The sequence below is a fragment of the Candidatus Odyssella thessalonicensis L13 genome, from assembly GCF_000190415.1.
Lineage (GTDB): Bacteria > Pseudomonadota > Alphaproteobacteria > Paracaedibacterales > Paracaedibacteraceae > Paracaedibacter > Paracaedibacter thessalonicensis.
Window position 1 is genome coordinate 230,715 of record NZ_AEWF01000004.1, and the last position, 13,126, is coordinate 243,840.

The following is a 13,126-nucleotide window of genomic DNA, read 5'->3' on the forward strand; positions in this document are numbered from 1 at the left end:
TGGTGAAGTTGCCCCTATCTGCTGCTCGCATGCTTAAGGTTAACGGCGAGAAGGAGAGATGCCGTGTACCCATGGCTGTGGCGACGCTGGGGACAGCGTGGGCCTTCTCTCAGTGTCCTCTGGCAGCGGGTCCCCCATAACAGGATCAGATTGTTGAGGTTGAGGCTGTGACGGAGCGAGACCCAGAACCCAAGATTGAGAGGAAGCGCTAGGAGGGGCACCTATTACTTTTTCCTGGCTCTGCGAAGATCCTACAGGAATGCTCGGCAGCCCATGACGCGAGACAACGGATTGTTTTTCTCTATAAAAAATCTCGGAAATTATTTGTTCGTGCTGCTGCACTAAGGCGGCGGCGGGTAATTTTAGCCATTTTGCCATAAATGCTTTCTGCTTGGCGACGGGCCAACTTAGAAAAAATCGGCAGGCTTGATGCCAGAGGCGAAGTTTATACGTATCCACATAAGACACCATGCCCCCGTAGTCGGCTGGCTGAAAAGCAATGCCTGAATGTCGCCATTTTCGTGAATTTGTCAGCGAGGGGTCAAGGGTAGAATCCTTAAAACCGCTGGAAGCCGTATGACCTACTCCAAACATTGATTTTTTGCCCGGGGCGGACGTTTCTAAACCAATTAGAATAATCGAGCGAAGATTTTGGGCCGCTTGTTGAGGCGACAGATACGGCATAATATAAGCAGGGATAGGGGCAGTGCCAAATGTCTGGGCATACATATACACATGTCCATGCTGAATTTTCTGGGTGGGATCATTTAATGAGCCGCCGGTCGCGCTAATAATATACTGATTATCTAAGGCAGGATTACCGTAGCCACCTAAGGGAATGTCAACTCCGAGATGACGCTTGCGTAGCCCATGGGTAATAGCTTTAATACTTTTGATTCCAGAGAGTTTGTCTTCAACAATCTGGCCATCTTTTTTTATGCTGGCACCATGGGTGGCAGCGCTCCGATAAGAAATAATGGGGGCGTTACCTGTTAAAGCCGCGACCACAGCTTCCGCAGAGGCGCCGGTAATATCGACATTCCATCTTCTCCCTCGCATTAAGTAGCTGGCACTTTGGGTGTCTTGATCATAGTCAGCAGCAGCTATCGGTTGGCGAGGTGGCACAAAGACTGGGGGAGCTAAAAGCAGCAATAAGCATAATCGTTTCATGAAATCTTGGCGATCAATGGCTTGATGGTAGCCTGGAAGACCAGGGTTTCGAGCAATCGCATTATCCGGAAAAAGTGTCGCTAACAGCACCATGTAATCAGCGTCAAGGCTCTCAGTTAAATCTTTTTTGGGAGCCCATGCCAATACCGGATCAAACGCTGGTCCTGTCGTCCCCCTATTATTGGCATGAGCAGAGCTTATTATCGAGGAAACAAGTAAGGCGATAATACTTAACGATTTCATGAGGTGGTTCCCTTTTAACTATCTCTATCGGATTACTTTAAGCTATAAGAATGAAGAATAAATTAACTCTCATATAAAAAGGCGCCTTGACGGCGCCTTGGACAAAAAGGATAGGCTGAAATAGCACAGTTCTGCTTTATTTGCTGGCATCCTTGGATTTTTTAGCGGCATGCTTATCAGACATCTTCAGCATTTTGGCTGAGTGCTTGTCATCCATCTTCTTCATTTTAGCTTCGTGAGCTTTCTGCATCATTTCTTTTTGAGCAGGATCGCTGACTTTAGCCATCTTGGCTTGATGTTTGTCTTCCATCTTGGCCTTTCTGGCTTGATGCTTGTCATCCATTTTTTTCATTCTGGCTGAGTGCTTGCTATCAGCTTGTGGCATGGCGTTTTGCACGGTTGCTGCATCAGTGGCAACTGCTGTCATAGGTGCAGAACTTAATAGAGCGATCGCGCTTACGGCTAAAATTAACTTGTTCATGGTAATGTCCTCCAGATATATGAACCCTGTACACTTACTTATATAGCTATTAAATCTTAAGAAAGTGTTAAAAACGGCAAAACTAATTGGCAAAAGCCCCAATATTTTAGGTCACAATAAAAAGTTAAATCCCGGAAGAGAGGTGGTCTGTAAGAGGATGGACCTCTTCTTTAGCCCGCTCATAGGAGGAGGAGGTTATAGATCCCGGTGGCTGCTAATGAAATAATTGACATCTAAGTCAGAAGATAAGGACCAGCTCCAGGAGAAAGGATTAAAAGTCATCCCCCTAATATCATTAATCATCAGCTTAGCCTCCCTAATTGTAGAGCCCAGTTCTCCGGGTGTTAGGAATTTTTGCCATTCATGAGTGCCTACAGGAAGCCATCGCATAATATATTCAGCCCCCAGGATGGCAATGGCATAGGATTTCAAGGTGCGATTTATGGTAGAAAAAATAACCAGTCCCCCAGGCTTGACAAGGTGGGAACATGTGGCCACAAAGGCCGCTACGTCGGCGACATGCTCAACAATTTCTAGAGCAAGGACGATATCGAATAATTGGCCGCAATCGGCCAGCGCTTCAGCTGTAGTACACGCATAATTGATATCCAGGCCCATTAATCTGGCATGGGCTTGAGCTACTTCAATGGTTTTTTCGCTGGCATCTATTCCAGTTACTTTAGCTCCTAAGCGCGTGAGTGGTTCAGCGACTAGGCCTCCGCCACAGCCAATATCCAATACTGATAGTCCTTGAAAGTTCGGGGATTTATCCGTATTTTTGAAATAATGATAAGAGATTTGTCGTGTAATATAATCCAGTCGCGTTGGATTAAGGTGATGCAGTGGTTTGAAGGCACCATTTTCATCCCACCATTGCGAGCTGATTTTTGAAAATCGAGCAATTTCTTCCGGGTCAAGGGTGTTGATTTTGTGATCTGTCATAGGTCTTGGAATAGTAGTGATCTTGTATAGAATGCAGTATGGCATAACATTTAAGAAGATAAAAGAGAGTCACTGACGTGCGTATTGTTATGAAATTCGGGGGAACCTCGGTCGCCGATATCGGTCGACTTGAACATGTGGCTATCAAAGTTCGTCGCCAAATTGAGGCCGGGGCGCAGGTTGCTGTTGTTGTGTCGGCTATGGCAGGTGTTACGAATCAACTGGTCAATTATGCCAAGGCTTTAGGGGGCGGGGAATCTTCTATAGAATATGATGCTGTGGTGGCCACCGGTGAACAGATTACCACTGCTTTATTAGCTTTAGCGCTCCAGCAGATTGGCGTGCAAGCACGCTCATTTATGGGGTGGCAAATCCCGATTCTGACCGATGATAGCCATGGGCAAGCGCAAATTCAACTGATTGAGCCCCAGGCGTTAGAAGACTGTTGGGCCAAAGGTATTGTTCCTATTATTGCCGGTTTTCAAGGTGTTAATTCTCAAGGACGCATTACCACCTTGGGACGCGGTGGCTCAGACACCACGGCGGTGGCAGTGGCGGCTGCGGTTAAAGCCGATCGCTGTGACATTTACACGGATGTTGACGGCGTTTATACAGCAGATCCGCGCGTTGTGCCCTTGGCCCAAAAATTAGATCATATTTCGTATGATGAGATGCTTGAACTTGCGGCCCAAGGGGCCAAAGTCCTGCATCCGCGCTCGGTAAGCACGGCTATGCTTGCTGAAGTCCCGGTGCAGGTTTTATCCAGCTTTGGGGATAAACCGGGAACCATGGTGACGAGCGCAGGCCATTTGCACCACGCTGGGATTAGCGGTATCACCCATGTAAATGGATGGCTAAAGCTAACTGCAGAGATTCAGGATAACCTCCATGACACTGCCCAAGAAATAGGAGAAATGTTGAAGTCTTTGGCCATACCTCATGACATGATGTTATTAACCATGTTTAACGGCGGCAATATTGATCTGTTTATTCCCCATGGCCATCTGACACCCGTATTAGCCGTTCTTGAACAGCAACAGGTTGATCCCCAACGTCATGTAGTTATAGCGACTGACCTGGCTAAAGTTACCCTGGTGGGACGAGGACTGGTGGCTGAGAATGGCTATAGTCAGAAGCTGATGGAAATTATCAAAAATCTTGACTTTCCGACTTATCTTGCTACCCTTACACCACAGAAGTTTAGCATTGGGGTACAAGAATCGCAGGCTTGTATCTTAATTCGTTATCTGCACTATCAATTTAATCTGGATCAAATTAATGACAACTCTCCAAAAATTATGGCAGCGGGGCTGTGACTTTTTAGGCACAGACGCAGCAATCCTTGGTGGCGCAATGAGCTGGGTATCCGAGCGTACCTTGGTATCGGCAATTTCAAATGCCGGGGGGTTTGGTGTAATTGCTTGTGGCGCTATGCCCGTTGACCTTTTAGAGCAAGAGATAAAAGCCACCCAATCAATGACCACAAAACCTTTTGGGGTAAACTTAATCACGATGCATCCCCAATTGCTAGAGCTAATTGATGTCTGTATCCGGTATGAAGTAACCCATATTGTGCTGGCCGGAGGATTGCCGCCCGCAGAGGCTATCAGTAAAGTTAAGTCGGCAAATATCAAATTGATCTGTTTTGCCCCAACCTTAACTTTAGCTCGTAAACTAATCCGCTTAGGCGTGGATGCTTTAGTTATTGAAGGCAGTGAAGCAGGAGGGCATATCGGTCCGGTATCCACAAGCGTTTTAGCTCAAGAAATTTTGCCTCATATTACCGAAGTTCCTGTGTTTGTGGCTGGCGGTATTGGGCGCGGTGAGACAATTGCCAATTATTTGTTAATGGGTGCTTCCGGGGCACAGCTGGGAACACGGTTTGTCTGTGCCACCGAATGCCAGGCTCATGCTGATTTTAAGAAAGCATTTATCCGAGCCAGCGCTCGCGATGCGGTCGCTTCTGTTCAATTGGATCATCGTCTACCGGTTATCCCTGTGCGCGCTTTACAAAATGCGGCTTCAGCACGATTTATTGATTTTCAACGGCAGATGATTAAAAAGCTTGATCAAGGAGAGATTGATCTCAAGTCAGCCCAACTGGAAGTGGAACATTTTTGGGGAGGTGCCTTGCGGCGAGCTGTTGTCGATGGTGACATTGAAAATGGCTCGGTTATGGCCGGTCAAAGTGTAGGAATGGTTAAAGAAGAACAGCCAACAGCCCATATTATTGAAGAGTTGATCGCCCAAGCGGACGCCTTTTTAGCTCGGAATTGATTTATCCTTAAGTCGATATATTTTTTATAATAACAATAATTTTATGCCGGAGGAAAAATGAAGAAAGTTTTATTATCGGCTGCTGCGGTTGCTGCAGTTGCTACAGGAATGGGATATTTAACTGCCGTCCATAAGTTTGAGGCTGAAGCAGAAAATTTCAAACAATCATTGGCAACGTCGCAAGTTTTTAAAGTTGGCTCTGTGGCAGTTAATAAGTATAAATTTCAAGTCATATTAGATGGCCTTTCCATTCATGTGCCCAAGGGTATTGACTTGGAGGGTATTAAAGATAAATCTTTCTTGAATAGCTTTGTGGAAATCAAGGCACCTTTAAAGATAACTTATGTGCCGTTACTCAATAAATTGAAGCTAACTTCCCCGGCCGGAAGCCAGGATATGGTTTTCACAGTGAATGATAAGTCCTTCACAGTAACTCAAACTGCAGAAAAACCTCAGCACACAGTTCTTTACTTAAAAGAAGTGCCGAGCTTTAAAGATCAAAAGTTGACACATTTCTTGAATCATTATGTGAAGAAAATAGAAATGACAACCGGTGCCTACACTGCCCATATCAATGGTTCACAAGATCCTATTTCTGCGGCTGATTATCATCATCTCGTTCTTGTCCGTGAAAAAACAGCAGCCGGTGAGCAGTTTGCCCTCGACTATAATATTAAGGGCATGCGCTATGACTTTACTAATATTTTGGCAGCATTCCCACCCAGCACTATGGGGGAAGAGCAGAAGGATGCTTTCCAGAAGACGATGGAGATGCTTAAGCCGCTTAGTGAACTTAATAAGCAGAAAAGGGATGTTTCGGGAAAAATTGTGGTTGCCGGAAATATTGAGCAAGTTATTGATGAAGTTAAAAAGGTAGCAGATTCGGCCGCTTCTGATGGCAAGCTATTTGAAGCTTTAATGGGAATAAGCCTGAATATTGATTCACGCTCTTCTCTCTTGGGATCGTCAACCGATACTTCTATGGAACTCAAGCTTCCTAAATCTGAAAAGGACATGAATTCAGAAATTAAATATCGTATAAGTGGTATTATTTCTCCAGAGCACCAAAAGTTTCTTTCCACGATAGGTTCAGATCTTATCAAGGCTTTCAACCCTGCTTTAGAAATTAAACCGGATACTTTGAGCACGCTTCTTCCTAATTTTCCGGCTCTGGGTAAAATGGTTCTAGATTTTCAAGCCAAGGGAGATCTTCACTCTAAGATAGGGCAAGCTAATTTGGAGGTTTCCGCAGCAGATTATGGGATATATGCCAAAGCTGATCAAAATGCCAATAATATTAGTCTCAAATTTACCTTCAAAAACTATGAGGCTCTGATTAATGATCTACAGGCATATGCTATAAAAGTTCTAGACCATCCAGAGTTGGCCGCTTATTTTGATCCACAGTTAAAAGTACAGATCCCCTCTTATGCTGAAATGGTAAAAATGACTCTAAAAAGCATGGGTAAAGAGGAAACCAGGGATGGCAAAGTTACTCTTACGATTGAGCAAACTATTCCCACAGCGTTAATTGGTAGCTTGGTCGATAAAGCTAATGTTGCTGAGCTGGCAACCAATTAAGAGATCTGGATAGTTTTATAAAACCGCCTTTATAAAGAGGCGGTTTTTTTTATGATGGAACTTGCAAATCTTATAATAAAGTTTTAAAAAAAATACATACATAAATAATATAGAGACTAACTTTATGGACTTTCTGAAAAAGCTTGCCTTGATAACTGCTTTCTTATCGCCTGTGTTTGCTGAGACGCCCGCAGCAGGGGAGGGCTCTGAATCAGCTCATGGTTCAGTGGAAATCAATGATCCTCTGGAGCCATTTAACAGAACCATTTATGCTATTAATGGGGTGATTGACGGATTGGTAATGAAGCCTTTGGCCATTACTTGGCGTTTGGTATTGCCTCAGCCTGTGCGTGATGGTGCCGGTAATGTTTTGAGCAATTTAAAGTCCCCGGTTACCTTTGCAAACCATTTATTACAGGGTGAACCTAAGCGTGCTGCAACCTCGTTGGGGCGTTTTTTGATTAATACGACTTTGGGGATTTTAGGGATCTTTGATGCCGCATCAGAGTTGGGTTTGCCGGGCGAAGAAACCAGCTTCAATGAGACCCTAGGGGTATGGGGTGTTAATACAGGGCCATATTTAATCTTGCCAATTTTAGGACCTTCAAGCTTCCGTCATGTCGCTGGTATGGGTGGCGATTATTTAATGCAGCCTTATAATTATTATTTTAATGGGGATCATCGTCATGGAGACTCTTGGGTTCCGATCGCTATTACTGGCGTGAATGCGGTGCATCAACGTAACCTTGTGTTAGAGTCGGTCGATGATGTTGTTGATAATTCTGCTGATCCTTACGCAACTTTCCGTAGCGCTTACTTCCAATCACAAGCCTATCGGGTTAAAAAGTTAAAAGAAAAATAAGCTATCTAGGATTACCACAAACATCTCCTAAGGGCCGGCTGTTTTTAGCCGGCATTTTTATTGAGGTCTTTTATTGGGGGACTAAGGGCCTATCCATTTCCTTAGATAAAACAGCTTGGCCCCCGCTACCGCAGAACATAGAACCCTGCCTTCAAAATGCCTGCTTTACATAACTTTAAACTAATTGAACAAGATATCTGAGATTTTAGGAAGACTTAAGTTTTTTAACTTTAACAGCTAAAGAACTCTTCTAGTGAGTATCTTTATAAAAATTTTCACGTGGCGATGGGCATACGAAATGTTGATAAAAAGAGAATGTAATAAGTTAATTCGATTTAATCAGGATATTTTTTTTAAATGAGATCTTTTGTTCGTAACTCTTTAGTTTTTAGTTTAGGAACGGTTATTATTATTGGATGTACAACGACCGATGAGCAAGTGCGTCGCTATGAGGAGAAATGTTTAGCTTATGGCTTCTCTTATGGCAGTAGTGATTTTTCTAAATGTATGCTCGAGCAAGAGCGTATGGATCGCAAAGAACAGCTCCATCAGGAACGTATGGCTTCGCAATGGCACAAGCAGATCAGTTACTCCGTTCCTCTTAGTTCTATTTCCTAGTTTCTTAGGTTTCTCTCTGAAAAAAGGGGCTCTATGATCAGTGAGGCATAAGGGAGAAGTGCGCCCCTCAGTTGATGAAGAGTCGTTATTTAAAACCACCAGCCGTCAAACTCTCTATAAGTAAATAGGTTGCCATCAGAGAATACATCTGCTTCACCTTTTACAAGAATTGAGCGCTTTCTTAAAAATAGGCTTGATATTAAAAGTAAATTTTATTCTTGATAGCACAAAAATTAATACCCATATATAAGGTGGTTTGGTAATCAGCGAAGTAAACCTAGAAATGAAGAGCGTTTTAAAATGAAATTTCAAGCTAAAAGTACCTTGGCACTCAGTTTAGTATCAATGTTGATGGTCGGGTGTGCCCCACGTGAGGCAGAGTTGTACCGTTATCAGAAGCGTTGTCTAGATTATGGTTTCTCTTACGGCACAGATGCGTTTTCCAAGTGTATGCTAGAACAAGAACGTTTAGCTCAAAAGGAAGCGCTTCATCAGCAGCGCCTGGCGCAAAAGAATGCGGCAAAAAGCAACTATTATAGGAATACCCCCTCTTATAATTACCAGACACAAAATCAGAATAATTCATATAATTATCAATCTATGCAGCTGCATAATAACACCTGGCCTCCTTATACTCCTCCTGCCATTGTCGCTCTTCCAAGTGATAATGCTTGGGTGAACAGGGACAAAGAGCAAAAAGATCTCAAGAGGAGGGAGGAGGCAGCGCGCGAGGAACAAATTCGCAGAGATGCTGAACTTGCCCATAAATTACAGGCAGAAGAAGTTGCTCGAGCTGTAAAAAAACAAGAGCAAGAGCGCCGTGATACTGAGTATGCTCGTAAGTTGCAAGAGCAAGAAAATGTTCGCGCCCGCCGTGAGCAAGAACGCCGTGATGCAGAATATGCTCGTAAGTTGCAAGAGCAGGAACAAGCTCAAGCTCGAGCCCGCCGTGAGCAAGAACGCCGTGATGCGGAGTATGCTCGTAAGTTGCAAGAGCAAGAAAACGCCCGTGCCCGCCGTGAACAAGAACGCCGTGATGCGGAGAATGCTCGTCAGCTCCAAGCGCAGGAGCAAGCCCGAGCTCAAGCTCAAGCTCGTCGTGAGCAAGAACGCCGTGATGCGGAGAATGCTCGTCAGCTCCAAGCGCAGGAGCAAGCCCGAGCTCAAGCTCAAGCTCGTCGTGAGCAAGAGCGCCGCGATGCCGAATATGCTCGTCAGCTCCAAGCGCAGGAACGAGCCCGAGCTCAAGCTCGTCGTGAGCAAGAACGCCGTGATGCCGAATATGCTCGTCAGCTCCAAGCCCAAGAAAACGCTCGAGCTACAGCAAGAGCTTCTGCAATTCCGGTGCCTCCGCCACCACCGCCCCCTGCAAAGGTGAATTCTGCCTGGTCCGGTCAAGCTTTTGCTGATGAATTATCCGGAGCAGTGGCCGCTAGAAAGGCTAGATTAGGGCAATAACTGAGGAAATATCTTTAAGATATGTTGCCTTTTTAAGGCTCAGAAGTACTGTTCTGAGCTTTTTATTTTTGGTAAAGTTTATTGCTAAAATGTAGAAAGTATAACCTACAATTACGCAAAGTAATATGAAGCCTAAGCTCAACACTTATCGTAAGCCTTGTGCTCAAAGATTGATATAGCTCCCCACTAAGGTAATTAAAGCTAATCACATTATAGCCATTCGGGTTTGAAGCGACTAGCTTGGCTAAGGGAGGTAAAGAGAAACTTAAAAATCTCTCTGTAAGCGTTCACGGCGCTCATGACGTTCTTGAGCTTCGATGGAAAGGGTTGCGATTGGGCGCGCTTCTAAGCGGCGGACGCCAATGGGATCGCCTGTCTCTTCACAGTATCCATAACTTCCCTCTTCAATACGTCGTAAAGCTTCTTCAATTTTATTGATCAGCTTACGTTCACGGTCGCGAGCTCTCAATTCAATGGCTCTGTCTGCTTCATTGGCCGCTGAATCGACAATATCAGGCTCTGCAATAACTTCATTTTGTAAAGCGTTAATCGTTTCGGAAGATTCTTTTAATAATTGATCGCGCCATGATAACAATTTCTGCTTAAAATACTCTCTCTGAGCTGAGTTCATAAACTCTTCTTCATCACAAGGGCGGTAGCCTTCCGGGAGTGTTCTATTCATATCAGACCCCATACAAACAACTATTGTAATAACCAGGTTGCATAAAATTTTAGTAATTGTCTATATATTTATTAATGGATTTGTTAAAAAAGTTTTTTGGGTAACCTTGCCTTTTTTGGCATAAGTGCTTATAAAAATCATAGAAATACTAGATTTTATAGGAAGAAAATGACAAACAAAGCAGATCACGATAAAACAGTTGATACCTCAGTTGAAGAAAATGTAGGCCGTTCGGTAGAAACCGCCGAATCTGATGATTTGCAAGCGCAGCTCGATAAAATGAAAGACCAATGGCTGCGGGCTGTAGCTGAACTTGAAAATACACGACGTCGTGCCCAAAAAGAGCGCGAAGATGCTCTAAAATATGCAGCCACCAACTTTTCACGAGATATTCTTAGCGTCTACGATAGCTTAAGTCGGGCAGTGGAAATGGTTAATCAATCAGGACAGATTTCTGAAGACATCAAAGGATTTACCGAAGGGGTGCATTTGACCTTAACAGAGCTTAATAATATTTTCTCAAGGCATGGCATTCAACGGCTAGATCCTCTCAATCAGCCCTTTGATCCCAATTACCACCAAGCTATGTTTGAAGTCCCGACCGCAGATGTTGAGCCAGGAATTGTTGTTCAAGTTATGCAAACCGGTTTTACTCTGCATGATCGACTGCTGCGTCCTGCCTTGGTGGGGGTCTCAAAAAAGCCTCAGTAAATTGGCCGAAGGTCGGTAAAATCTTGACAAAATATTCTCTGCATCCTATATTGTTAGCAGAGTAAGCATGTGGCTGCTAATTTAAGAGTCACAGATTATAAAAGTTTTAGATGGAGATTTAAAATGGCGAAAGTTATAGGGATCGACCTTGGAACGACCAACTCCTGTGTTGCTGTTATGGATGGCGATAAGCCAAGAGTTATTGAAAACGCTGAAGGGGCCCGTACGACCCCCTCAATGGTTGCTTTCTCTTCAAGCGGTGAGCGTTTAGTGGGACAATCAGCAAAGCGTCAGGCAGTCACCAATCCTGAGCATACCCTTTTTGCAATTAAACGGTTAATCGGGCGGCGTTTTGATGATCCGATGACTCAAAAAGATATTGATCTCGTTCCTTATAAAATTGTGAAAGCTGATAATGGCGATGCATGGGTTGAAGTTAATGGCGAGAAAATGAGTCCGAGCCAGATCAGCGCCATGATTCTAAAAAAGATGAAAGAGACGGCAGAAGCGCATCTCGGTGAGCCTGTAACGCAAGCTGTAATTACTGTGCCTGCCTATTTCAATGACTCTCAACGCCAAGCGACAAAAGATGCCGGCCAGATTGCAGGACTGGAAGTTCTTCGCATTATTAACGAGCCCACAGCTGCTGCCTTAGCTTATGGCTTGGAGAAAAAAGGAACAGGGACCATTGCGGTCTATGACTTGGGTGGTGGAACTTTTGACGTTTCCATCCTTGAAATTGGGGATGGCGTCTTTGAAGTCAAATCGACTAATGGTGACACCTTCCTCGGCGGGGAGGACTTTGATAGTCGAATTATTGAATATTTAGCTGACGAATTTAAGAAAGAAACCGGCATTGATTTGCGGAATGACAATTTGGCACTTCAACGTTTAAAAGAAGCTGCTGAAAAGGCCAAGATTGAATTGTCTTCTTCCACGCAAACCGATGTTAATCTTCCCTTTATCACCGCGGATGCTTCCGGTCCAAAGCACCTCAATATTAAATTGACGCGGGCTAAGCTGGAAACATTAGTAGACGATCTCATTCAGCGCACCATTGCTCCTTGTAAGGCGGCGTTAAAGGATGCTGGCTTACAGGCAAGCGATATCGATGAAGTTATTTTGGTCGGTGGTATGACCCGCATGCCAAAAATTATTGAGACAGTAAAGAACTTCTTCGGTAAAGATCCTCACCGCGGTGTTAATCCGGATGAAGTGGTGGCCGCTGGCGCCGCAATTCAAGGCGCGGTTCTTAAGGGTGATGTTAAAGATGTGTTGTTGCTTGATGTAACGCCGCTGTCTTTGGGAATTGAAACCTTAGGGGGTGTTTTCACGCGCTTAATTGATCGCAACACAACCATTCCCACCCGTAAGAGTCAAGTTTTCTCGACCGCTGATGACAATCAAACAGCTGTCACTATTCGCGTCTTCCAAGGCGAACGGGAGATGGCTGCTGACAATAAATTGCTTGGTCAATTTGATCTGGTAGGAATCCCTTCAGCGCCACGCGGTGTGCCTCAGATTGAAGTTACTTTTGACATTGACGCCAATGGTATTGTGAATGTCTCCGCCAAAGACAAGGCTACGAATAAAGAGCAACAGATTCGTATCCAAGCTTCTGGTGGCCTGAGTGATGATGAAATTCAGCGTATGGTAAAAGATGCTGAAGCCAACGCCGAAGCCGATAAGAAGCGCCGTGAAGCAATTGAGGCTAAAAACCATGCAGAAAGTATGATTCATACAACGGAAAAGACATTATCTGAGCATGGCGATAAGATCTCTGCCGAGGATAAAGCGGCGATTGAAAAGGATCTGGAAGCCTTGAAGCAAGCTGTAACAGGTGACGACGCCGAAGATATCAAGGCGAAGACTAATACGCTCATGCAATCTTCCATGAAACTTGGTGAAGCAATGTATAAGGCGCAACAAGAAGCTCCAGCTTCAGGGGCAGACGCTGCTGCAGCTGCCGAAGGTACCGTGGTTGATGCTGAATACGAGGAAGTTCAAGAGGACAATAAGAAGAAAGCTTAACTAATCTTGATGCCTGTTAACCTATAATTTATGAGGGAGTCCAAAAGGGCTTCCTCATGTTTGCATCAAA

The 13,126-nt window shown here is 44.5% G+C and carries 12 protein-coding genes; 8 read left to right on the forward strand and 4 right to left on the reverse strand.

What is annotated here, in order from left to right; all coding sequences use genetic code 11:
• Window positions 1-39 precede the first annotated feature (39 nt).
• From HMO_RS0108200 to ubiG, 3 genes are all read right to left on the reverse strand, one after another.
• Window positions 40-1,413 carry a hypothetical protein gene (locus tag HMO_RS0108200; protein WP_010301272.1) on the reverse strand — a complete coding sequence of 458 codons (1,374 nt, stop codon included), beginning with the start codon at window positions 1,411-1,413 and terminating at the stop codon, window positions 40-42.
• Window positions 1,414-1,549: 136 nt separating this feature from the next.
• Complete coding sequence (locus tag HMO_RS0108205) at window positions 1,550-1,894, reverse strand: hypothetical protein (RefSeq protein WP_010301275.1); 345 nt, start codon at window positions 1,892-1,894, stop codon at window positions 1,550-1,552.
• 195 nt (window positions 1,895-2,089) lie between these two features.
• The gene (gene ubiG, locus HMO_RS0108210; RefSeq protein WP_010301278.1) at window positions 2,090-2,836 is read right to left on the reverse strand and encodes a bifunctional 2-polyprenyl-6-hydroxyphenol methylase/3-demethylubiquinol 3-O-methyltransferase UbiG; all 747 of its coding nucleotides are present in this window, start codon (window positions 2,834-2,836) and stop codon (window positions 2,090-2,092) included.
• Window positions 2,837-2,913: 77 nt separating this feature from the next.
• Between ubiG and HMO_RS0108215 the strand changes: the two genes are divergently transcribed.
• The 6 genes from HMO_RS0108215 to HMO_RS15640 all read left to right on the forward strand — a co-directional run bounded on the left by HMO_RS0108215 (window position 2,914) and on the right by HMO_RS15640 (window position 9,632).
• On the forward strand, window positions 2,914-4,152 hold the full coding sequence (locus HMO_RS0108215; RefSeq protein WP_217490997.1) for an aspartate kinase: 1,239 nt from the start codon (window positions 2,914-2,916) through the stop codon (window positions 4,150-4,152).
• Window positions 4,115-5,113, forward strand: coding sequence for an NAD(P)H-dependent flavin oxidoreductase (locus HMO_RS0108220; RefSeq protein ID WP_010301284.1), 999 nt, complete (start codon window positions 4,115-4,117; stop codon window positions 5,111-5,113). The genes HMO_RS0108215 and HMO_RS0108220 overlap by 38 nt, the downstream gene beginning before the upstream one ends.
• A gap of 57 nt (window positions 5,114-5,170) precedes the next feature.
• Window positions 5,171-6,694, forward strand: a complete 1,524-nt coding sequence (locus HMO_RS0108225; RefSeq protein ID WP_010301287.1) for a hypothetical protein — start codon at window positions 5,171-5,173, stop codon at window positions 6,692-6,694.
• Window positions 6,695-6,818: 124 nt separating this feature from the next.
• Complete coding sequence (locus tag HMO_RS14390; protein ID WP_010301290.1) at window positions 6,819-7,556, forward strand: MlaA family lipoprotein; 738 nt, start codon at window positions 6,819-6,821, stop codon at window positions 7,554-7,556.
• A gap of 357 nt (window positions 7,557-7,913) precedes the next feature.
• Window positions 7,914-8,174 carry a hypothetical protein gene (locus tag HMO_RS0108235; protein WP_010301292.1) on the forward strand — a complete coding sequence of 87 codons (261 nt, stop codon included), beginning with the start codon at window positions 7,914-7,916 and terminating at the stop codon, window positions 8,172-8,174.
• A 300-nt stretch (window positions 8,175-8,474) separates the two neighbouring features.
• Window positions 8,475-9,632 (forward strand): coiled-coil domain-containing protein, encoded by a 1,158-nt coding sequence (locus tag HMO_RS15640; protein ID WP_010301295.1) that lies wholly within the window; start codon window positions 8,475-8,477, stop codon window positions 9,630-9,632.
• Window positions 9,633-9,897: 265 nt separating this feature from the next.
• Here HMO_RS15640 and dksA read toward each other — a convergent pair whose 3' ends face one another.
• Entirely contained in the window at window positions 9,898-10,314 is a 417-nt protein-coding gene (dksA, locus tag HMO_RS0108245) for an RNA polymerase-binding protein DksA (protein WP_010301298.1), read from the reverse strand.
• Window positions 10,315-10,482: 168 nt separating this feature from the next.
• Here dksA and grpE point away from each other — a divergent pair, with 168 nt between their 5' ends.
• Together grpE and dnaK are read left to right on the forward strand one after the other, a co-directional pair.
• The gene (gene grpE, locus HMO_RS14400; RefSeq protein ID WP_010301303.1) at window positions 10,483-11,025 is read left to right on the forward strand and encodes a nucleotide exchange factor GrpE; all 543 of its coding nucleotides are present in this window, start codon (window positions 10,483-10,485) and stop codon (window positions 11,023-11,025) included.
• A 123-nt stretch (window positions 11,026-11,148) separates the two neighbouring features.
• Complete coding sequence (gene dnaK / locus HMO_RS0108255) at window positions 11,149-13,056, forward strand: molecular chaperone DnaK (protein WP_010301308.1); 1,908 nt, start codon at window positions 11,149-11,151, stop codon at window positions 13,054-13,056.
• The last annotated feature ends 70 nt before the right edge of the window (window positions 13,057-13,126 follow it).